Below are 22,015 nucleotides of genomic sequence, written 5' to 3'. Positions count from 1 at the left end.
GGACGAGGTCAGTTGCCGGTGCGGGGGGTGGGGGTGAGGCGGTAGGTGATGGACTCGTTGGGCGGGACGAAGTCCCGGACGGGGGTGTCGGACAGGGCGGCGGCGAGGATCCGGCCCACCGCGTCGACCATCCGGGACTGGACGGCGGCACCGACGGCGTCGCGCGGGTCGTCCGGGTTGGCGGCGATCTGGGCGACCGCGAGCTGCGGGGTGAAGGCCACCACCGACTCGGTCTCGTTCCGCTCCGAGCTGCCGGTCTTGCCGGCCACCGGACGGCCCAGCCCCGGACGGAGCTTCTCCGCCGTGCCACCGTCGCAGCGGCGGTACATCGACTGGTCGCCGACCGGGCACCGGGCCGCGTCGGCGGCGGCGCGGGCCACCTCGGTGTCGATCACCTGCCGGCAGTCCGGCCGACCCGCGGCCACCTCGTGCCCGGCGCTGTCGGTGATCGACACCACAGGCAGCGGCGCGCACCAGGTCCCCTCGGCGGCCACCGTGGCGTACGCGTTGGCCAGGTCGAGCGGGGTGGTGGAGGAGACGCCGAGGGTGAACGCCCCCCAGTCGCGGGCGCTGTGCCGGGCCAGTGCGGCGTCGTCGGGGGCGCGGAACCGGATGCCCAGCCGCTCGGCCATCTCCACCACCCGGTCCGCGCCGACCTTCTCGGTGAGCCAGGCGAAGTAGGTGTTCACCGAGCGCCCGAAGCCGGTCCACATGGTGCGGTAGCCGTCCATCCACTCGGGGGTGGCGTTGGCCGGGCACCACCGCCCGCCGCAGCCGGCCCGGGGGTCGTCGGTCGGGAAGCGGGTCACGATCCGGCTCGGCGCGACGAAGCCGGTCTCCAGCGGCAGCCCGGACTCCAGGGCGGCCAACAGGGTGAACAGCTTGAACGTCGAGCCGGCCTGGTATCCCTCGATGCCGTTGCCGCCGGCGATCAGCTGGTTGACCGTGTTCGGATAGTTCTGCTGCCCGGCCGGGTTCGGAGCCACGCTGTAGTTGCGGTTCACCGCCAGGGCGAACACCCGGCCGGTGCCCGGCTGGACCACCGCTGCGGGTGCCGCCCGGGGATCGTCGACGGCGTAGATGTCGGTCACCTGGCGTACGGCGGCCCGCTGCACGGCCGGGTCGAGCGAGGAGACGATCCGGAAACCGCCCCGGCGCAGGGTGTCCTGTCGTTCGGCGGCGGTGGCGCCGAAGGCCGGCTGGTCGCTCCACCACTGGGTGAACCAGTCGCAGAAGAAGCCCCAGTCGTTACGAGTCTCGGGCACTGCGGTGCAGTCATTCGGTGTCCGGCTGGGGCGCAACGCCAGCGGGGCGTCCCGGGCCGCCGCCGCGTCCGCCGCCGGCACCTGGGCCAGCGCCACCATCCGGTCCAGCACGTACGACCGCCGGGTCAGCGCCGCGTCGGCGTCGCCGTTGATCGGGTCGTCGGTGTCCGGGGAGCGGACCAGCCCGGCCAGCAGCGCCGCCTGGTCCAGGGTCAGGTTGGCCGCGGTGGTGGAGAAGTACCGCTTGGTCGCGGCGGCGATGCCGTACGCCCCGGCGCCGAAGTACGCGATGTTGAGGTAGCGGGTGAGGATCTCGTCCTTGGTCAGCTCCCGCTCCAACGCCAGGGCGTACCGCATCTCCTGGAGCTTGCGGGCGGTGCTGACCTCGGTGGCCTTCTTCCGCTGTTCCTTTGTCAGCCGGGGATCGTTGCTGAGCACGTTGCGGACGTACTGCATGGTCAGCGTGGAGGCGCCCTGCCGGGCCCGGCCGTCACGCTGGTTGACGGTGAACGCCCGGACCACCCCCCGCAGGTCGACGCCCCGGTGCTGGTAGAACCGGGCGTCCTCGGCGGCCACGATGGCCTGCCGCATCACCGGGGCCACCTTGACCAACGGCACGTCCACCCGGTCCTCGGTGTAGAACGAGGTGATCAGGGTGACGCCGTCGGCGGCGTACAGGGTGGAGCGTTGGGCGGTGGGTGGGGTGCGCAGGGTGTTAGGCAGTTCGGCGTAGGAGGATGCGAGCCCGCCGAAGCCGATGCCGAACACCAGGGCGAGCGGCAGGGCCGCCACCGCCAGCACCAGACCGGCGAGCACGCCGGCGATCAACACGGTGAACGCCTTGTCGAGGTGGGCCCGGATCATCAGTACTCCCCGCAGGAGTCGTCAGGACCCGTTCAGCATGACCCGCAAAACCGCCCGAACTCTCATCTTTCCCCGAATACGGAAAAAGCTCGCACGGCACACACGGCGCGCGGGACGGGACACGCCGCCCCGGTCACCCGGACGAGACAGACCGGACGGCACCGGAGAACGGCACCCGGATCAGGCCCGGAACAAGCTCAGGGCAGCAGGGCCGAGGCGAGCGGGTGCACGGTCTCCTCGATCTCGTCGGCCACCCGACTGAAACACTGGTCGCCCCGGCCCCACGGATCGTCCAGGTCGTCGGAGTGCAGCGCAGTCGCACCCTGCCGCGCCGCGTCGACCGCCGCGACCAGGGCCACCCCCCGGGCGTACACGGCATCGGGGGTGGCCTGTGCCGGCGGCAGGGCGGCGGTGTCCACCGCGCCGAGCAGCCGGCCGAACTCCCCCAGCACGAAGGTGCGCCCGGCGGCGTCCGGGCGCAACGCCACCACGTACTCCTGCTGGTCGGCGGTGGCGGTGAGGACGAGGTCGGCGGCGTCGATCAGGTCGGAGCGGAGCTTGCGGGCGGCGAAACCCTCGACGTCGCCACCCCGGCCCAGCACCTGCCGGGCGGCGGGCGGGTTCATCTCCTCCCCCGCGTGCCAGCCGCCGGTGCCGGCGCTGTGGCTGTGCAGCAGCGCGTCCGAGCCGGCCGGGTCGACACCGAGCCGCCCCAGCCGCCCCCGGACGGCGAGCACCAGCAGCCGCTCGGCCATCGGGGACCGGCAGATGTTGCCCATGCAGACGTGCAGGACGGTGAACGGCGGCACTCAGGCTCCCCGCTCGTCGAGGATGTCCGGTGCCACCTCACGGAGCTGGTCCAGGTCGATCGCGCCGACCCGGAGCAGCCGGGGCACCTCACCGGTCAGGTCGACGATGGTGCTCGGCACCGGCTCGGGGCAGGCGCCGGCATCCAGGTAGACGCGCACCGAGTAGCTGAGCTGGTCGCGGGCCTCCTCGGCGGTCAGCGCGGCCGGCTGGCCCACCTTGTTGGCCGAGGCCACCGCCATCGGGCCGGTCTCCCGCAGCACCTCCAACGCCACCGGGTGCAGCGGCATCCGTACCGCCACCGTCCCGCTGGCGTCGCCCAGGTCCCAGGCGAGGCTCGGCGAGTGCTCCACCACGATGGTCAACGCCCCCGGCCAGAACGCCTCCACCAGGTCACGGGCCGCCTTGGGCAGCGAGAAGACCAGGCCGTCGAGGGTGTGCCGGGAGCCGATCAGCACCGGCGGCGCCGCCTGGCTGCCACCCCGCGCGTCGGAGAGGGCCCGCACCGCGTACGGGGTGAACGCGTCCGCGCCGATCCCGTAGACCGTGTCGGTGGGCAGAACGACCAGCTCGCCGTTCTTGACCGCCTCGATCGCCGCGGCGACACCGCGGTCCCGGTCGGCGGGCGACCGACAGTCGTAGAGCATCACGAGGAGCCAGTCTGCCACGCCGACGTCCGGACGTCGTGCGGGCCGTCCGACCCGCGGGACGCGGTGGCGAAACGGGGCCGGCCGGCCAGGTCCCGGTGCGCCCGCACCGCCGCGTACCGGCCGTCCGCGGCGAGCAGTGCCGGGACCGCCGCGCCGTGCGTGTCGTCGTGCTCGACGCCCAGGTCACCGCCGGGTCGCAGCAGCTCGGCCGCCCGGCGCAGCACCGGGCGGACCACGGCCAGCCCGTCCGCCCCGCCGAAGACCGCCTCGTCCGGGTCGTACCCGGCCACCTCCGGGGGAACCGCGACCGTACGCGGCACGTACGGCGGGTTGCACAGCAGCACGTCCACCGCGCCGACCAGGTCGGCGAGCAGCCCCGGGTCGGTGACGTCGGCGACCACCACCTCGACCGGCCGGTCCCCGGCGGCGGCCCGCTCGGCGGCGTTGCGCCGCAGCCAGGTCAGCGCGGCGGGGGACCGCTCCACCGCCACCACCCGGGCCGTCGGCACCTCCTGGGCCACCGCGAGCGCGATCGCCCCCGAGCCGCTGCACAGGTCGACCACCACCGGGTCCGGGCGGGTCGACGCCCGGTCGATCCCCCAGCCGGCCAGCAGCTCCGTCTCCGGGCGGGGCACGAAGACCCCCGGCCCCACCGCCAGCTCCAGGTGCCGGAAGCCGGCCCGGCCGGTCAGGTGCTGCAACGGCTCGCGGTCGGCCCGCCGGGCCACCAGCGCGTCGTAGCGGGCCCGCTGGGCGGGGGTGAAGCCGTCGGCCAGGGCGAGCCGGCCCCGGGGCACGTCCAGCACGTACGCGGCGAGCTGCTCCGCCTCGGCGCGGGCCGACGCCACCCCGGCGGCGGCGAGGGTACGGGCGGCGCGGGCCACCACGAGCGAGGGCCGCTCGCGTTCTGTCCCTTCGGACGGGTGGCGCGGAAGTGAGGTCACGACATAATCATGATGCGTCGTCGGCCGCGCCACGAGTGGGTGTGGGCCCCCGCGTCGACCCGGCGGCGAGGCCGACGGTCCGGACGCGCACCGACAGGAGGTTCGCCAGGTGGGGTGGCTCGACCGGGTCGATGACCAGGTTGACTCCCTGACGCATGCCCGCCACCTCCAGGAGGCCAGCCGATCGGCCGAGGCGGTCGGGGTCCTCGACCGGGTGCTGCGCACCACCGCCGATCCGTACACCAGGGCCGACGCCCTGGTGCAGCGGCTCTGCGCGTTGATCAATCTCGGCCGGACGGCCGAGTTCACCAGGGCCATCGAAGAGGCCTCCGGGGCCGTCCGGGACCTCCCCGAGCCCTACCTGCACGGGCACCTCAACGCACTGGCCGCGCTCGCCGCGCACCACCAGGGCGCGCTGGACCGCTGCGTCATGCACCTGGTCCGGGCGGCCCGCGCGCTCGGCGCCGCGGAGGACCGGGACCGGGACACCGCCTGGGGCTGGCACGACCTGGCGATGGCCTACTCCTACCTCAGCTTCCACGGCCATGCGCTCGGCGCGATCGAGCGGGCCCGCCAGCACGGTGCCGCCGCCGGCATCCCCGAGGAGACCTTCGCCGCCCCGGGCATCCGACTGCGCAACGCCGTCGCGCTGGACCACAACGGCGACAGCGACGGCTGCCTGCGGGTGCTCCGCGACATCGCGGCCGACCTGGCGCGCTTCGCCTCCGACGGCCGGGCCGACCGGCTTCGACCGAGCAGCCTCGCCGCGTACGGCTACGCGGCGGTCCGCCGGGCGGCGCTCGGCGACCCGGGTCCGGTCGGCCCGGAGCCGGCCCGGCTGCTCGACCACAGCGGGGACAGCGCCCGGGCCCGGGACATGCGCCAGCTCGGCCACGTCTGCCTGGCGGTCGCCGACGGACGCCCGATCGAGGCGATCACCCGACTGGACTCGGCCCGGGTGTCGGCCGAGACGCTCGGCGCGGCGGAACCGTCCCGGCTGCGCAGCATCGCCTTCTCCCGGGCCGGCGACCACGCCGCCGCGCACCGCGCCGACCGGATGGCGTTCCGGCTGGCCGGGCAGCGCAACGACCGGTTGCGGGACGTCTACATCGACGGCATCGCGGCCCGGATCGACCACGAGGAGATGCGCCGGGAGGCGGCCCGCTACGAGGGCGAGGCACTGACCGACCCGCTGACCGGGCTGGCCAACCGGCGTCAGTTGGAGCGGCACATCGGCTCGGTGGTGTCCCGGGGCGAGCGGGTGGTGATCGGCGTCTGCGACCTGGACGGCTTCAAGGCGGTCAACACCACCCACGGCCACCACTCCGGTGACCTGGTGCTGCAACGGATCGCCGGAGTGATCAACCGGGTGATGCGCCGCGGCGACTTCGTGGCCCGCTACGGCGGCGACGAGTTCGTGGTGGTGCTCTCCGGGGCCGGCATGACCGAAGCGGCCGAGGTGGCCCGCCGGATCGACGCGGCCGTGCGCACCGAGGACTGGGAGTCGCTGGTCCCCGGCACGCCGGTCGGGGTCAGCATAGGCTTCGCCGAGGTCGACGGCAGCGGCGGCGGCACCGCGGTACGCGACGCCCTCGGCACCGCGTTCGAGATCGCCGACCGGGAGATGCTGCGGGCCAAGACCCGCTCCCGCGCCGGCTGACCCGGCCGGGTCGCGGGTCGGTCAGCGGCGGGTCAGCTCGGTGTCGCCGGCGAGGCGGGCGGCGCGGTCGGCCTCGGTGAGGGCGTCGAGGACGCCGTCCAGCTCCCCGGCGAGGGCCAGGTCGAGGTTGTACGCCGTGTAGCCGATCCGGTGGTCGGTGATCCGGTTCTGCGGGTAGTTGTAGGTGCGGATCCGCTCCGAGCGGTCCACGGTGCGCACCTGCGCCCTGCGGGCGTCCGAGGCGGCGGCGTCGGCCTGCTCCTGGGCCACCGCCAGCAGCCGGGCCCGCAGGATGCGCATCGCCTGCTCGCGGTTCTGCAGCTGGGACTTCTCGTTCTGGCAGGAGACCACCACACCGGTCGGCAGGTGGGTGATCCGTACCGCCGAGTCGGTGGTGTTCACCGACTGCCCGCCCGGCCCGGACGAGCGGAACACGTCGATCCGCAGCTCGTTCGGGTCGATGCTGACGTCGACGTCCTCGGCCTCGGGCAGCACCAGCACGCCTGCCGCGCTGGTGTGGATGCGGCCCTGCGACTCGGTGACCGGGACCCGCTGGACCCGGTGCACGCCGCCCTCCCACTTGAGCCGGGACCAGACGCCGTTGCCGCCCTCCGGCACGCCCTTGGTCTTGATCGCCAGCGAGACGTCCTTGACCCCACCGAGGTCGGAGTCCTGCGCGTCGATCACCTCGGTCAGCCAGCCGTGCCGCTCGGCGTACCGGGTGTACATCCGCAGCAGGTCACCGGCGAAGAGCGCCGACTCCTCGCCACCCTCCCCGGCCTTGATCTCGATGATCACGTCCTTGGCGTCGTGCGGATCCCGCGGGATCAGCAGCTCGGCCAGCCGCTCCTCGAGCGCCGGCACGGTCACCGCGATCGACTCCGCCTCCTCGGCGAAGGCCGGCTCCTCGGCCGCCAGCTCCCGGGCCGCGACCAGGTCGGCACGGGCCTGTTCCAGCTCACCCGCGGCCTTGTGCAGCGGGACCAGCTCGGCATAGCGGCGACCGACCCGGCGGGCGGTGTTCTGGTCGGCGTGGATGGCCGGGTCGGCCAGCCGCTTCTCCAGTTCGGCGTACTCGTCGAGGAGGGCGGCCAGGCGCTCGCTGCTCATACGGGGTGTACTCCTTCGACGGGTTCCCCGCGGAAGAACCGGGGACGGAGGTGGCAAGTAGGCGGAACGGACGAACGCCCGCGTCCGGCACGGGGCCGGACGCGGGCGTCGTCGGTGGAGCTACTTGGCCTTCTTCGCCTGAACCTTGGCGTACTTCTGCTGGAACTTGGCGACCCGGCCGGCGGTGTCGAGGACGCGCTGCTTGCCGGTGTAGAACGGGTGGCAGGCGCTGCAGGTCTCGACGCTGATCGTCCCGCCCTTGGCGGTGCTGCGGGTCGTGAAGGAGCTGCCGCAGGAGCACTTGACCTCGGTGGTCACGTACTCCGGGTGGATGTTGGGCTTCATGTCGCCTCGGTCCTTTCGTCAGGTGGTCGCCGGGTCGCCGCTGATCCCCCGCCGCCTGGTGCGCGACGGACTCGGGCGTGAACCGGAACCGGTGGCCGATTGACCAGTGTGCCATGGGCGTGAGCCGACCCGGCGAGCGGGCCGCACGATCGGTCCGGCAGTGGTAACGCCTGCCCACCGGGCCGCATTCCCGCCGTCCCGGCCCACATTCCTCGACCGGCCTGCCGGCCCCGCGCGCGGCCCGCGTCGGCGGGGTCGGGGGCCGGCCGGGTCGGCGGACGCGGCCCGGCCGGGTCGGCGGCGGGACGGAAACCGGTCCGGCCGGACCGGGCGGGCTCCTCCCCCAGGTTCAGGAGCCCGCCCGATAGGGCGGCCGGGCGGCGGACGCCTCCCCAGGTCCTCCTCCGCCGCCCACCGGTGGGCACGCCCCGGCCGGATCGACCGCGAACCCGCGAACCCGCCTACCCCAGTCAACCCGGCTACGCACAGAATTTTCAAGAGCTGCCAGTCCCATCGAAGGAAAAGTTCACCAGCAGCAATCCCCAGCCAGTGCGAATCCGGGTACGACGAAGGGCACGGCCGCTGCGGCCGTGCCCTTCGTGGCGGTCTTCACCCGGGTGGGGTCACTCCCCCGGTGTCGACTTGGCGATCTGCATCAGGAACTCGATGTTGGTGCGGGACTGCTTGAGCCGGTCGATCAGCAGATCCAGCGCCGCCTGCGAATCCAGCGAGTGCAGCACCTTGCGGAGCTTGTGGATGATCGCCAATTCCTCCGGCGCGAACAGGACCTCCTCCTTGCGCGTACCGGAGGGGTTGATGTCGATCGCCGGGAAGACCCGCTTGTCGGCGATCTTCCGGTCCAGCTTCAACTCGGCGTTGCCGGTGCCCTTGAACTCCTCGAAGATGACCGTGTCCGCCATGGACCCGGTCTCCACCAACGCGGTGGCGAGGATGGTCAGCGAGCCGCCGTTCTCGATGTTGCGGGCCGCACCCAGGAACCGCTTCGGCGGGTAGAGCGCCGTGGAGTCGATACCACCGGACATGATCCGGCCGGAGGCCGGCGCCGCCAGGTTGTACGACCGACCGAGCCGGGTCACCGAGTCGAGCAGTACGACCACGTCGTGGCCCAGCTCGACCAGGCGCTTGGCCCGCTCGATCGCCAACTCGGCGATCGTGGTGTGGTCCTGCGGCGGACGGTCGAACGTGGCCGCGATGACCTCGCCCTTCACCGACCGCTGCATGTCGGTGACCTCTTCCGGCCGCTCGTCCACCAGCACCACCATCAGGTGGCACTCCGGGTTGTTCCGGGTGATGGCGTTCGCGATGGCCTGGAGCACCATCGTCTTGCCCGCCTTGGGCGGCGACACGATCAGCGCCCGCTGCCCCTTGCCGATGGGCATCACCAGGTCGATCACCCGGGTGGTGAGGATGTGCGGCTCGGTCTCCAGCCGCAGCCGTTCCTGCGGGTAGAGCGGCGTGAGCTTGTAGAACTCGGGACGGCGACGGGCCTCGTCGGGCTCCATGCCGTTGATGGTGTCCAGCCGGACCAGCGGGTTGTACTTGTCCCGCCGCTGGTCGCCACTGCCGCCGCTGTCCCGGGCGGCACGGACGGCGCCGGTGATCGCGTCACCCCGGCGCAGGCCGTGCTTCTTGATCTGCGACATCGAGACGTAGACGTCGTTCGGACCGGCCAGGTAGCCGGTGGTCCGGACGAAGGCGTAGTTGTCGAGCACGTCGATGATGCCGGCGACCGGCACCAGCACGTCGTCCTCGCTGACCTGCGGCTCGCGACCGCCGCCGCTGTCCGTCCCGCCCTCGATCCGGTCGCCCCGACCACGCCGACGGTCCCGGAACCGGCTGCGTCGGCCCCGCCGACCGCCACCCTCGCCGTCGTCGTCCGGATCGTCACGGTTGTCGCGGCTGTCGCGCTGACCCCGATCGCTGCCGCGGTCGCCCCGGTCGTTGCGGTCCGCCCGCTCACCTCGGTCGTTGCGGTCACCCCGGTCGTTGCGGTCACCCCGGTCGTTGCGATCGGCCCGGTCGCTGCCCACCCGCTCGGCCCGGTCGTTACCGGCCCGCTCGCCACGGTCGTTACCCGTGCGGTCGCTACCGGTACGGCCGGCCCGGTCGTTGTCCGCCCGCTCGGCCCGGTCGTTACCGGCCCGCTCGGCCCGGTCACTGCCCGCCCGCTCGGCCCGGTCGTTACCGGCCCGCTCGCCGCGCTCGGCCCGGTCGACGCCGGCCCGCTCGCCACGGTCCCGACCGCCGCGCGCCTCGGGACGCTCACCGGTCTCGACCGGCGCCTCCTCGGTCCGGCTCTCGACGGTCCGGCTCTCGACGGTCCGCGTCTCGGCAGCCGGCCGCGCCTCGGCGGTGCTGGCCCGGCTGCGCCGGGTCCGGGTCCGACCCTCGGTCTCACCGGTGGCGGCAGGGGCCGCCGACGCCGGCTCGGGGGCCCGCTCCGGGGTCACCTCGGCGCGCACCTCCTCCCGGACGGGGGCAGCCGCAGCAGCCACCTCGGCCCGCGGTCGAGGGGTGCCGGTCGCGGCGCCGCCCTGCTGCCGCTCGGAGATCGCGCTGATCAGCTCGCCCTTGCGCATGCGGGCGGTCCCGGAGATGCCGAGCGACGCGGCCAGGCTCTGCAGCTCCGGCAGCAGCATCGCCGACAGACCGGTACCGCTGCGCCGACGGCGGGCGGGGGCGGCGGTGGTGGCATCGCCAGCGACGTTGGAAACATCCGACGTCACGTCGGTGGTGTCGCTCAATGGATTCCTTCCCTCGATAGGCCGGGACTGCCCGGGATCGACAAGCAAGGTGGCCGGGCGGCCTCGGTGCACCCGCCTCGCATGACGCGTCGCGGGAGTCTGTGGCACAGCAGCCGGGCGGTTTCCCAACTCACCAACGTCGGTGAGCAGGTCTCGCCGTCTGCGGCGACCTGCGGAAACTGCGGTGCGGCGTGGGCCTTTGGCAGGGGTGACGGGCTGACCGCCGAGAGCTTCGGGGTGCGCCGACCCGCAGAGAGATCGCGTGCTTTCGCGGCTGTGCTGAGTCTAGAGCGTAATCAACTCTTCCGACCTGCGGCAACAGGGTCCCGCTCGGCGTGTCCCAGTCTACCCCGTACGACCGTCGCTCCGCGCACCTCTACCGGCAACCGCCAGACTTCCCATTCTGTTCCCGGCACTAACCCGTCGGGCGGCCCGTCGAACGCCAGCACCGTCGGGCCAGCCCCACTGACCACAGCGGCCACACCGGCCGCACGCAGCTCGCTGACCAGGGCCGCAGTCTCCGGCATTCCCGCCGCACGGTAATTCTGGTGCAGCCGGTCGACGGTGGCCGGCAGGAGCAACGCAGGCTCGGCGGTCAACGCGTGCACCAGCAACGCCGACCGGCCCGCGTTCAGGGCCGCGTCCGCGTGCGGCACGGTCGCCGGCAGCGCCGCCCGCGCGGTGGCCGTCAACCCCCGCTCGGCCGGCACGAAGACAGTGGGCCGTACCCCGGCGGCGACCGGCAGCGAGACCGCCCGGCCGCCGGTCGGCTCGGTCCAGGCGATGGTGAACCCGCCGAGCAGGCAGGGGGCGACATTGTCCGGATGGCCCTCGATCTCGGCGGCCAGCCGCAGCACCGCGTCGTCGTCGAGCCGCTGCCCGCCGTCGGTGACCAGCGCGCGGGCCAGCAGCACCCCGGCCACGATCGCCGCCGAGGAGGAGCCCAGGCCACGGGCCTGCGGAATCCGGTTGACGCATTCCAGCGCCAGCCCCGGCGGCTGCCCACCGAGCTGGTCGAAGGCGGCCCGCATGGCGACCACCACCAGGTGCCGGTCGTCCGGCGGCAGCTCGCCGGCGCCCTCGCCGGTCACCGCCACCCGGACACCGGCCGGGGTCACCTCGGCGGCCACGTCGTCGTGCAGGGCGAGGGCCAGCCCGAAGGCGTCGAACCCGGGGCCCAGGTTGGCACTGGTCGCGGGCACCCGCACCCGCACCGGCCCGGAGGCGAAAGTCGTCGGCACCGGCTCATGCTAGGGCCCGGGACCGACGTCGCGCCTGCTCGCCCGGACGGTGGGACTGGATCACCTCGGTTAGCCTGACGCCGACCCCACCGCCGGCCGGGAGGCCACATGGAGATGTTCGGTTACCGACTCGTGCAGCTGCTGGGCCACCTGCCCGTGCTGCTGACGCTGCTCGCCGTCCTGGTGGTCGCCGCCACCGCCCGCCGCCGGCTGCCCGGTCGGGCCCGGTCGTTGCTGCTCGCCGGGGCCGCCCTACTGCTGTTGCTGGAACTGCTCAGCACCGCCTGGGTGGCAGCCCTGCCGGAGCTGATCCGGTCGCGCTCGCTCCCCGGCGGGATGCGGCAGTTCGAGCTGTGGAACCTCACCGTCAGCGTGGTCGGCTGGCTCGGCTACCCCGTCGGCCTGGGCCTCGTCGTCGCCGCCGTGTTCGTCGGCCGCGCCGCGTCCCCCACGCCCGGCCATCCGTGGGGCACCTGGACGCCCCCGGCTGGCGGGACACCCACCGGCGCCGCCGCCGGTGGCCCACCACCCGGATTCGCCGCCGGCCATCCGGCCACCAGCCACCCTGCCGTCGGCCACCCTGCCCCAGGTCCGACGGTGCCGGGCCAGGCCGCCGCTGCCCGGGGCGGGAGCGACAGTCCGCCGACCGTCCCGCCGCAGGTCGACCGCCCCGACTGAGCAGCGTCCGGCGGTTCAGCGAGCGGGCAGCGGGTCCGGGTCGGCGGCCGGGCCGGTGAGCGAGAGCCGGCGGGTGGCGATCCGCCAGCCGACCGCGTACACCAGGGTGACCAGGCCGCAGCCGGCGAGCACCACCCGCTCGTCCACCCGGTCGACCACGCCGGCGACCACCAGCTGGCTGACCGAGATCGCCAGGGTGGCAAGCATCATGTCGGTGGCGAACACCCGGCCCCGCAGCCGGTCGGGCACCTCACCCTGGAGGGCGAAGTTCGACAGCACCCAGTTGCTGCCGCCACCGAAGTGGGCCACGAAGACCAGCACCACCACCAGCGGGAACCAGGGTGTCACCGCCGCGCCCAGGTAGGCCAGCCCGTACAGGGACATCGACAGGGCCAGGCCGGGCAGCAGCCAGGCCCGGTTGGTCAACACCCGGCTCATCAGGATCGGCCCGACCAGCGCCCCCGCCCCGCGCGCCGCGAAGAGCAGACCGGTGCCGACCGGCCCCACCCCGTAGAGGGCGGCCAGCAAGGGGAAGACGGTCAACACTCCGTTGCCCAGCCCCACCGCCGACTTCACCGTGACCAGCGCCAGCACCCGGGGCCGGTGCCGGATGTGGCCCAACGCCTCGCGGATCGCCGTCCAGGTGCGCGGCGTCGACCGGTCGGGCTCCCGGGCCGCCTGCAACGGCCGGCGGATCAGCGCTGCCAGGCCCGCCGCCAGCACCAGGCCGACCGCACCCACCCAGAAGCAGGCGTACGGCCCGACCGCCGCGCTCAACACCCCACCGAGGGACGCGCCGACCACGGTCATCGTCCCCCAGGCGGACCCGGCCACGGCGTTGCCCGCGGCCAGGTCGGCCGGGTCGAGCACATTGGGCAGGGCGGCCTGCGCCGACGGCGAGTAGAACGCCTTGCCGACCGCCACCAGCGTGATCGCCGCCATGGCCAGCCAGGCCGTGCCGGCGTCGCGGACGCCGAGCAGCAGCAGCACACCGAGCAGCGTCACGCCGTTCGCGGCCATCATGACCTTCCGGCGGTCGAACCGGTCGGCGATGGTCCCGGTGTACGGCAGCAGCAGCGCCAGCACCCCGGTGTCCAGGGCCAGCACCAGGGCACCCCAGACGCCACTGCCTGTCAACTGCGGCAGCAGCACCAGCAGCGGCACCATGACGAACCAGTCGGCACCGAAGACCACCAGCTCGGCCAGGAAGAGGTTGCGGAAGTCCCGGTTGCGGACCAGGACCGAGAGCGGAGAGGACACGTACCCGGACCCTACCCGCCGGCTCGCGGCACTGCCGTTCGGCTCAGCAGCCGGGAGACCGTGACGAAGGTGTAGCCACGGGCCCGCAGACCGCTGATCATCGCGTCCAGCCCGCGCAGCGCCACCTGCCGGTTCTCCGACCCCGCGTCGTGGGCGAGCAGGATGGTGCCGGGCACGACGTCGGCCACGATCCGCCGGGCGTGTCCGGCCGGGTCGTCCGGGAACTCGCCCTCCACCATCTGCAGCGACCAGAGCACGACGCGGTAGTCGAGACGTACGGCGGCGTGCAGCACCCCGCCGCCCAGGTGCCCGTACGGGGGCCGGACCAGCCGGGGCGGCACCCCGGCGACCTCGGTGATGGCCTCGTGCGACCGGCGCAGGTCGTCGTGTACGGCGGGGGCGGACAGCCGTGCCAGATCCCGGTGCCGCCAGCTGTGGTTGCCCACCTCGTGCCGGGTCAACCGGCCCCGGATCAGGTCGGCGTGCCGACGCACCCGTGTGCCGACCAGGAAGAATGTCGCCGGCACCGCGTGCCGGTCCAGGATGTCCAGTACGGTCGGCGTCCACCGGGGCAGCGGGCCGTCGTCGAAGGTCAGCGCGACCAGTCGCTCGGTGGTCGGCACGTGCCACACCACCTGGAGCCCACCCGAGCCGACGTCCTGTCGCCGGTTGCCGACCGTGGCGCTGGCCGGGCCGGCGGAGAGCGGCAGGTGCCGGTCGGCGAGCCACGTCCCCTGCGACATCCCGGCGGCGCCCAACGTGACGCCCCCGACCAGCAGCGCCCCGCCGCCCAGCAGCCGCCGTCGGCCCCACCGCCCGCCGCCCGGGTCGGCCGTCTCCGGCCCGCTCCGCGCCATCACCCAGGGTGGATCGACGATGACCGAAAGTAGATGAACACAGGGTGACCGTACCCGTCGGCCGGCCCGATGTCCCGGGCCCGGCCCGACGCGATGTCACCGGCCCGGCCCGACGCGATGTCACCGGCCCGGCCCGACGCGCGCCGGGCCGGCGCCCCCGGGACCGAAGAGGACGCGCCCCCGGCCGGTGACCCCGGACCGGGGGCGCGTCGTGACGCGACTGTCGCGCCGAAGGCGACCCGAGGCGCTATTCGGCAGGCGGCAGCGGTGACCGGCGGCTCTTCGGCAGCCGCAGCACCTCGAACTGGTCGGTGCCGTCCACCAGCGCGGCCGACGGCGTCGGCCGGGCCGGCGTCTCGGCCGACGCCTCGGCGGCCGGGGCACCCACCGGGGCCGACACCTCGGCGTCCCGGTCGGCGGGCTTCCCGGTCGGCTCGTCGCCGTCGGTGGGGCTGCCCCGCCGGCCGGCCCGCCGCTCACGAAGCGACTCCTTGGTGCGCTCCACCATCGTGTAGAGGGTCGGCACCAGGACCAGGGTGAGCAGGGTGGAGCTGAGCAGGCCACCGATCACCACCACCGCGAGCGGCTGGGAGATGAAGCCACCCTCCCCGGTCAGCCCGAGGGCCATCGGTAGCAGCGCGAAGATGGTGGCCACAGCGGTCATCAGGATCGGCCGCAGCCGTCGCCGACCGCCCTCGACCACCGCCTCGGTGATGCCCATCCCCTGCGCCCGGTACTGGTTGACCAGGTCCAACAGCACGATCGCGTTGGTCACCACGATGCCGACCAGCATGAGCACGCCGATCAGCGCCGGCACGCCCAACGGGGTCCCGGTGACCAGCAGCAGACCGATCGCGCCGGTCGCCGCGAACGGGATCGAGATCAGCAGGATCAGCGCCTGGGTGATGCTCCGGAACGTCGCCACCATGATCAGGAAGACGATCGCGATCGCGGCCAGCACAGCCAGGCCCAGGTCACCGAAGGCGTCCTCCTGCTGGGCGCTCGCCCCGCCGACGGCGATCGTCGCCCCCGGCACGTCCAGGTCGTCCAGCCGCTTCTTGAGCTCGGTGGTGGTCGCGCCGAGGTTCGAGCCGGTGGCCGTACCGGTCACCGACACGCTGCGCTCACCGTCGATCCGGGTCACCTGCTGCGGTCCCTCACCCCGGGTGACGTCGGCGATGTCGTCGAGCTTGACCGGGCCCACCGGCAGCGCCCGCAACTGCTCCTCGGTCAGCGGCGGGACGGCAGTGGTCCGCAGCACGACGTCCTGCTGACCACCGTCGAGGGTCACCCGGCCCAGCGGGCTGCCCCGGTACGCCTGCGACACCAACTGCCCGACCGCGGCCTCGCTGAGCCCCACCCGGGCGGCGGCCAACCGGTCGACGGTGACGTCGACCCGGGGCACCCGGTCGGCCAGGCTGGTGGCGACGTCCTCGACCCCGGGGGTGCCCGCCATCGCGGCCCGGACCTGGTCGGCCGCCCGGTTCAGGGTGTCGGTGTCGGCGGCCTGGACGACCACCTCCAGCTGGTTGCCCGAGGCGCCCCCCTGCCCGCTGTCGAAGCTCAGCTCGCCCGCCGCGGAGCCGAGCCCGTCGAACTCCCGGCGGAGGACCTGCTTCATCTCCTTGGCGTCGGTATCGCCGCCGAGCGCCACCGACCAGCGGGCGGTGTTGTTGCCGCCACCGGCCAGCCACGGCTGGTCGTTCCCGCCCGCGCTGACCTGGTAGGTCTCGACCCCGTCGGTACGCCCCAGCACCCCCTCCACCAGGCGGGCCGCCTGGTCGGTGGCGGCCAGCCCCGACCCGGCCGGCAGCTTCTGGCTGATGCTCAGGGTGTCCTGGCCGGAGTCGTCGAGGAAGTTGGTCTCCAGCTTCTGGGCCAGGCCGAAGGTGCCGAACAGCAGCAGGATGCCCACCGCAACGGTGATCCACCGGGTCCGGCGGGTCCGGGTGGCGAACCCGATCGCCGGCAGGTACGCCCGCTGCAACGGGCTGCGCAGTTCCTTCTCCTCGGCGGCCCGGCGGACCGCCTCGTCCGCCCCGTCGCGCGGCGGCTTGAGGAACCAGTAGGCCAGCACCGGGATCACCGTCAGCGACACCAGCAGCGAGGCGAGCAGGGCCACCGTGACGGTGATCGCGAACGGCGCGAAGAGCTGCCCCACGAAGCCGCCCACCAGGGCGATCGGCGCGAACACCGCGACCGTGGTGAGGGTCGACGCGGTGACCGCCCCGGCCACCTCGCGGACGGCGGTGACTATCGCCTCCCGCTTCGGCTCGCCGTACTCCAGGTGGCGTTTGATGTTCTCCAGGACCACGATCGAGTCGTCCACCACCCGCCCGACCGCGATGGTGAGCGCGCCCAGGGTGAGCAGGTTGAGCGAGTAGTCGCCGATCCAGAGGGCGAGCAGCGCCACCACCACCGACAGCGGGATGGAGACCGCGGTGACCAGGGTGGACCGGACGGAGAGCAGGAAGACCAGGATCACCACGACCGCCATCAGCAGGCCGAGCAGCCCCTCGGTGGTCAGGCTCTCGATCGACTTCTCCACGAACGGGGCCTGGTCGAACACGATGGTCAGCTCGGCACCGGAGGCGGACCGCAGGTCGTCCAGCCGGTCCCGGATGTCGTGCGAGATCCGTACGGCGTTGCCGTCCTGGGCGGCCGTGACCTGGACCCCGATGCTCTCCCTGCCGTTGGTCCGGGTGAGCGCGGTGGCCGGGGCGAGCTGCTGCTCGACTGTCGCCACATCGCCGAGCCGGACCGGGGCGGTCTTGGGCGCGGTCGAGGTGAGCGCGATGCCGCGCAGCTCGTCGAGGGTGGTGACCGGGGCCCCCACCTGCACCGGCAGCGCGCTGCTGCCGTCCACGACCGCACCGGCCGGGACGGCGATGCCGTTGGTCTTCAGCGCGGTGGCGATCGCGGTCGGGCTCAGCTTCGCGGCGGCGAACTTCGCCGGGTTCGGCACGATCGTCACGACCTGGTCGCGGGTGCCGGTCACGGCGACCGTGCGGACGCCGTCGATCCCCTCCAGCTCGGGTACGACGGTGTCGCGCAGCTTGTCGGCGAGCGCCTGCTCGTCACCGCCACCGGTGGCGGCCAGCACCACGGCCGGCAGGTCGTCGGTGCTGCCGGTGATGACCTGCGGGTCCACCTCGTCGGGCAGCTGCGCGTCGACCCGGCTCAGCGCGGTCTGCATCTTGTTGGCCACGTCGTCGATGTCGGTGCCGAAGACGAACTCCACAGCGATCGTCGCCGACCCCTCCCGCGAGGTGGAGGTGACCTTCTCCAGCCCGGGGATGCTCTGCAGGCTGTTCTCGATCGGCTCGGTGACCTGCGCCTCGACGATCTCCGGCGAGGCACCCGGATAGACCGCGACGACGAACGCGCCGGGGAACTCCAGCGACGGCAGGAGCTGCTGCTTGAGCGAGGGGACGGCGAACGCCCCGAACGCCGCGGTCACCACCGCGATCAGGGCGACGAGCCCCCGGTTGGCGAGGCTGGATCTGGCGAGCAGCGACATCGGCGTGGCTCACTCCTGGGAGAGGGGACAGGCATGGGAAAGTCTGCCCGACCCGGTCTCCCCCGCCCCGCACGGGGTGGCCACCCGCCCCGCCGGGGTCGACAGGGCGGGCAGGGTGGGATCACACCAGGTCGAGGGAGCGGGCGGCGGTCAGCGCGTCGTTGGCGATGGTGATCGGCGCGGGGGCGGTGGAGATGGCCCACTCCGGGTCCTTCAGGCCGTGGCCGGTGACCGTGCAGACCACCGTGCCGCCGGCCGGGACCTGACCCGCCGCGCCCTGCTGGAGCAGGCCCGCCACGCTGGCCGCGCTGCCCAGCTCGACGAAGACCCCCACCTCCCGGGCGAGCAGCCGGTAGGCCGCGAGGATCTCCCGGTCGGTCACCGCGGCGATCAGCCCCTGCGAGGCGTCCCGGGCGTCGAGCGCCTTGGTCCAGCTCGCCGGGTTGCCGATCCGGATGGCGGTGGCGATGGTCGACGGCTCCGGCACCACCTGACCGCTGACGATCGGGGCCGCCCCGGCGGCCTGGAAGCCGTACATCTTCGGGGCGCGGGTGGCGTTGCCGGCCCGCAGGTCCTCCGAGTAGCCCATCCAGTAGGCGGAGATGTTGCCGGCGTTGCCGACCGGCAGGCAGTGGATGTCGGGGGCGTCACCGAGCGCCTCGACGATCTCGAAGGCGGCCGTCTTCTGGCCGTGCAGCCGGTCCGGGTTGACCGAGTTGACCAGGGCCACCGGGAAGTCCTGGGCGAGCTTCGAGGCCAGCGCAAGGCAGTCGTCGAAGTTGCCCTGCACCTGGAGGAGCTTCGCACCGTGCACGAGCGCCTGGGCCAGCTTGCCCAGCGCGATCTTGCCCTGCGGCACCAGCACCGCGCAGGTGATCCCGGCCCGCGCGGCGTACGCGGCGGCGGAGGCGCTGGTGTTGCCGGTGGAGGCGCAGATGATCGCCTTGTCGCCGGCCTCGACCGCCTTGGAGACCGCGACCGTCATGCCCCGGTCCTTGAACGAGCCGGTCGGGTTGGCCCCCTCGACCTTCAGGTAGACGTCGGCGCCGAGCCGGGCGGAGAGCGCCGGCGCGGGAAGCAGCGGGGTGTTCCCCTCGTGCAGGGTGACCACGGGCGTGGCGTCGGTGACCGGCAGCCGGTCCCGGTACGTCTCGATCAGACCCCGCCACATGTCGCTCTCCTCGCCTCTGCCCGCCCCGGCCGTGCCGGAAGCCCCTGCCAGCCTGGACCAGCCTCGCCGATCACCCCTCGGCACACCCACCGGAAACCATCAGGCGAGACGCCGGGTCACGCCCCGCCCTCGACCCGCAGCACGCTGGCCACCGAGCGGACGATGTCCAGCCCGCGCAGCTCCCGTACCGTCGCGGCGAGCGCGGCGTCCGGGGCGACGTGGGTGACGATGACCAGGTCGGCGTCCTCACCCCGACCGGCCGGACCGCCGCCGGCCGGGCCCTGCCGGACGGTGGCGATGGAGACGTCGTGCCGGGCGAACACCCCGGCCACCGCCTGGAGCACGCCCGGCCGGTCCACCACGTCGAGGCTGATGTGGTAGCGGGTCAGCGCCTCGCCCATCGGCCGGACCGACAGGTCGGCGTACGCGGACTCGCTTGCCGCGAACGCCCCGGCGAGCCGGTTGCGGGCCACCGCGACCACGTCACCGAGGACCGCGCTGGCGGTCGGCGCGCCACCGGCACCCCGGCCGTAGAACATCAGCTGCCCGGCCGCCTCGGCCTCGACGAAGACCGCGTTGAACGCGTCGCCGACGCTGGCCAGCGGGTGGGTCAGCGGGATCATCGCGGGGTGCACCCGGACGCTCACCGTCTCCCGGCCGGCCGGGTCGACGCCCCGGGCGGCGATGCAGAGCAGCTTGATGGTGCAGCCCATCGCCTTGGCGCTGGCCATGTCGGCGACCGTCACCTCGGTGATGCCCTCGCGGTGCACGTCGGCGGCGGTGACCCGGGTGTGGAAGGCGAGCGAGGCCAGGATGGCGGCCTTCGCGGCGGCGTCGAAGCCCTCCACGTCGGCGGTCGGGTCGGCCTCGGCGTAACCCAGCTCGGTCGCCTCGTCCAGCGCTTCGGCGAAGCCGGCGCCGGTGGCGTCCATCGCGGAGAGGATGAAGTTGGTGGTGCCGTTGACGATGCCGGTGACCCGGTTGATCCGGTCGCCGTGCAGCGACTCGCGCAGCGGACGCAGCAGCGGGATCGCCCCGGCGACGGACGCCTCGTAGAAGAGGTCGGCCCCGCCCTCGGCCGCCGCGTCGTGCAGGGCCGCGCCGTCCTCGGCGAGCAGCGCCTTGTTGGCGGTGACCACGCTCTTGCCGGCGCGCAGCGCCTCCACCAGCCAGGTCCGCGCCGGTTCGATGCCGCCGACCACCTCGACGACCACGTCCACGTCGTCGCGTTTGATCAGGCCGAGCGGGTCGGTGGTGAACAGCGCCGGGTCGACGGGGAGGTCACCCCGGGCCCGGCCGACCCGGCGTACGGCGATGCCGGCGATCTCCAGCGGAGCGCCGATCCGGGCGGCCAGGTCGGCGGCCTGCGTGTGCAGCAGCCGGACCACCTCGCTACCTACCGTTCCGCAGCCGAGCAGGGCCAAGCGCACAGGTGACGTCATCCCACATCCAAAGCGAGCAGGTCTTCTTCGGTCTCCCGTCGAACGATCAGCCGGGCTCGGCCGTCACGCACCGCGACCACCGGGGGTCGGGGCACATGGTTGTAGTTGCTGGCCATGCTGCGGCAGTACGCTCCCGTGCCGGGGACCGCGACAAGATCTCCGGGCTGCACGTCGGCGGGCAGGAATTCATCCTTCACCACGATGTCCCCGGACTCACAGTGCTTTCCCACCACGCGGGCCAGCAGCGGCGCGGCGGTCGAGGCCCGGCCGGCTAGGGTCGCCGAGTACGACGCGTCGTAGAGGGCGGTCCGGATGTTGTCGCTCATCCCCCCGTCCACGCTCACGTACGTCCGCAGCCCGTCCACGTCCTTGACGGTGCCGACCGTGTAGAGGGTGAGGACGGCGGGGCCGACGATGGCCCGGCCCGGCTCGATCGACAGGTGCGGTACGGCCAGGTTCTCCGCCGCGCACTCCGAGTCGACGATCTTGCGGAGCCGCTTGGCCAGCTCGTCCGGCGTGGCCGGGTCGTCCTGGGTGGTGTAGGCGATGCCGAACCCGCCGCCCAGGTCCAGCTCGGGCAGCTCCACCCCGCGGGCGTCGCGGATCTGCGCCTGGAGGGCGAGCACCCGGCGGGCGGAGACCTCGAAGCCGCTGGTGTCGAAGATCTGCGAGCCGATGTGCGAGTGCAGCCCCCGCAGGTCCAGCACACCCTCGTCGATGACCTTGAAGGCGGCTGCGGCGGCGGCCCCACCGGCCAGCGAGAAGCCGAACTTCTGGTCCTCGTGGGCGGTGGCGATGAACTCGTGGGTGTGCGCCTCCACCCCGACGGTGACCCGGATCAGCACGCCGGGGCGGACCCCGCGCTCCCGGGCCAGCGCGGTGAGCCGGTCGATCTCGGTGAACGAGTCGAGGATGATCCGCCCCACCCCGGCGTCCAGCGCCCGGGTCAGCTCGGTGACCGACTTGTTGTTGCCGTGGAAGCCGATCCGGTCCGCCGGCATACCGGCCGACAGCGCGGTGGCCAGCTCGCCGCCGGTGCAGACGTCCAGGTGCAGACCCTCCTCGGCGATCATCCGGACCACCGCCCGGCAGAGGAACGCCTTGCCGGCGTAGTAGACGTCCACATCGGGGAAGGCGGCCCGGAAGTCCCGGGCCCGCGAGCGCAGGTCGTCCTCGTCGAGGACGTACGCCGGGGTGCCGTACTCGGCCGCCAGCTCGCGGACGTCGAGACCCGCGACGGTCAGCGCGCCGCCCGCGCCGCGCGCGACCCGGCGGGGCCAGAGCTGTGGCACCAGGGCGTTGATGTCGGCCGGGGGACGCAGCCAGCCCGGCCCCCGGTCACCGATGTCGCCGTGCATCGCGCCGGCTTCGTGGGCGCGCATCAGCGATCTCCGCCCCGGGGCCGCGACGACCGCCGGCCCGCTCCGCCGACCTGC

16 protein-coding genes are annotated in these 22,015 nt (G+C 73.5%); 2 read left to right on the top strand and 14 right to left on the bottom strand.

Features of this window, described 5'->3' with window-relative positions; genetic code table 11:
- Positions 1-8: 8 nt before the first annotated feature.
- The 4 genes from OHQ87_RS30335 to prmC all read right to left on the bottom strand — a co-directional run bounded on the left by OHQ87_RS30335 (position 9) and on the right by prmC (position 4,530).
- Positions 9-2,129: a transglycosylase domain-containing protein gene (locus OHQ87_RS30335; protein WP_328343444.1), complete on the bottom strand. Its 2,121-nt coding sequence runs from the start codon at positions 2,127-2,129 to the stop codon at positions 9-11.
- Between the two features lie 197 nt (positions 2,130-2,326).
- Positions 2,327-2,938 (bottom strand): arsenate reductase/protein-tyrosine-phosphatase family protein, encoded by a 612-nt coding sequence (locus tag OHQ87_RS30330; RefSeq protein ID WP_328343442.1) that lies wholly within the window; start codon positions 2,936-2,938, stop codon positions 2,327-2,329.
- Entirely contained in the window at positions 2,939-3,604 is a 666-nt protein-coding gene (locus tag OHQ87_RS30325) for an L-threonylcarbamoyladenylate synthase (protein WP_442930623.1), read from the bottom strand.
- Positions 3,583-4,530, bottom strand: coding sequence for a peptide chain release factor N(5)-glutamine methyltransferase (gene prmC, locus OHQ87_RS30320; RefSeq protein WP_328343440.1), 948 nt, complete (start codon positions 4,528-4,530; stop codon positions 3,583-3,585). Before prmC ends, OHQ87_RS30325 begins: the two co-directional genes overlap by 22 nt.
- Positions 4,531-4,639: 109 nt before the next feature.
- Here prmC and OHQ87_RS30315 point away from each other — a divergent pair, with 109 nt between their 5' ends.
- Positions 4,640-6,190, top strand: coding sequence for a GGDEF domain-containing protein (locus tag OHQ87_RS30315; protein ID WP_328343438.1), 1,551 nt, complete (start codon positions 4,640-4,642; stop codon positions 6,188-6,190).
- 21 nt (positions 6,191-6,211) lie between these two features.
- Here the strand turns inward: OHQ87_RS30315 and prfA are convergent, their stop codons facing one another.
- From prfA to thrB, 4 genes are all read right to left on the bottom strand, one after another.
- Positions 6,212-7,300 carry a peptide chain release factor 1 gene (prfA, locus tag OHQ87_RS30310; RefSeq protein WP_328343436.1) on the bottom strand — a complete coding sequence of 363 codons (1,089 nt, stop codon included), beginning with the start codon at positions 7,298-7,300 and terminating at the stop codon, positions 6,212-6,214.
- Between the two features lie 120 nt (positions 7,301-7,420).
- Positions 7,421-7,645, bottom strand: coding sequence for a 50S ribosomal protein L31 (gene rpmE, locus OHQ87_RS30305; protein WP_328343434.1), 225 nt, complete (start codon positions 7,643-7,645; stop codon positions 7,421-7,423).
- Positions 7,646-8,268: 623 nt separating this feature from the next.
- Positions 8,269-10,410: a transcription termination factor Rho gene (rho, locus tag OHQ87_RS30300; protein ID WP_328343432.1), complete on the bottom strand. Its 2,142-nt coding sequence runs from the start codon at positions 10,408-10,410 to the stop codon at positions 8,269-8,271.
- A 296-nt stretch (positions 10,411-10,706) separates the two neighbouring features.
- Positions 10,707-11,651, bottom strand: coding sequence for a homoserine kinase (gene thrB, locus OHQ87_RS30295; protein ID WP_328343431.1), 945 nt, complete (start codon positions 11,649-11,651; stop codon positions 10,707-10,709).
- Between the two features lie 108 nt (positions 11,652-11,759).
- Here thrB and OHQ87_RS30290 point away from each other — a divergent pair, with 108 nt between their 5' ends.
- Positions 11,760-12,329, top strand: coding sequence for a hypothetical protein (locus tag OHQ87_RS30290; RefSeq protein WP_328343430.1), 570 nt, complete (start codon positions 11,760-11,762; stop codon positions 12,327-12,329).
- A 15-nt stretch (positions 12,330-12,344) separates the two neighbouring features.
- Here the strand turns inward: OHQ87_RS30290 and OHQ87_RS30285 are convergent, their stop codons facing one another.
- The 6 genes from OHQ87_RS30285 to lysA all read right to left on the bottom strand — a co-directional run bounded on the left by OHQ87_RS30285 (position 12,345) and on the right by lysA (position 21,961).
- Positions 12,345-13,589 (bottom strand): MFS transporter, encoded by a 1,245-nt coding sequence (locus OHQ87_RS30285; protein WP_328343429.1) that lies wholly within the window; start codon positions 13,587-13,589, stop codon positions 12,345-12,347.
- Between the two features lie 11 nt (positions 13,590-13,600).
- The gene (locus OHQ87_RS30280; protein WP_328349069.1) at positions 13,601-14,446 is read right to left on the bottom strand and encodes a polysaccharide deacetylase family protein; all 846 of its coding nucleotides are present in this window, start codon (positions 14,444-14,446) and stop codon (positions 13,601-13,603) included.
- A 247-nt stretch (positions 14,447-14,693) separates the two neighbouring features.
- Positions 14,694-17,966, bottom strand: a complete 3,273-nt coding sequence (locus OHQ87_RS30275; RefSeq protein WP_328343428.1) for an efflux RND transporter permease subunit — start codon at positions 17,964-17,966, stop codon at positions 14,694-14,696.
- 121 nt (positions 17,967-18,087) lie between these two features.
- Complete coding sequence (thrC, locus tag OHQ87_RS30270) at positions 18,088-19,137, bottom strand: threonine synthase (RefSeq protein WP_328343426.1); 1,050 nt, start codon at positions 19,135-19,137, stop codon at positions 18,088-18,090.
- A 116-nt stretch (positions 19,138-19,253) separates the two neighbouring features.
- The gene (locus OHQ87_RS30265; RefSeq protein ID WP_328349067.1) at positions 19,254-20,567 is read right to left on the bottom strand and encodes a homoserine dehydrogenase; all 1,314 of its coding nucleotides are present in this window, start codon (positions 20,565-20,567) and stop codon (positions 19,254-19,256) included.
- Between the two features lie 8 nt (positions 20,568-20,575).
- Positions 20,576-21,961, bottom strand: a complete 1,386-nt coding sequence (lysA, locus tag OHQ87_RS30260) for a diaminopimelate decarboxylase (RefSeq protein ID WP_328343424.1) — start codon at positions 21,959-21,961, stop codon at positions 20,576-20,578.
- Positions 21,962-22,015 lie beyond the last annotated feature (54 nt).

The organism is Micromonospora sp. NBC_00421, from assembly GCF_036017915.1.
In the GTDB taxonomy this organism is placed as follows: domain Bacteria; phylum Actinomycetota; class Actinomycetes; order Mycobacteriales; family Micromonosporaceae; genus Micromonospora.
The sequence above is the reverse complement of the archived record's forward strand: the minus strand, read 5'-3'. Positions and strand labels throughout refer to the sequence as shown.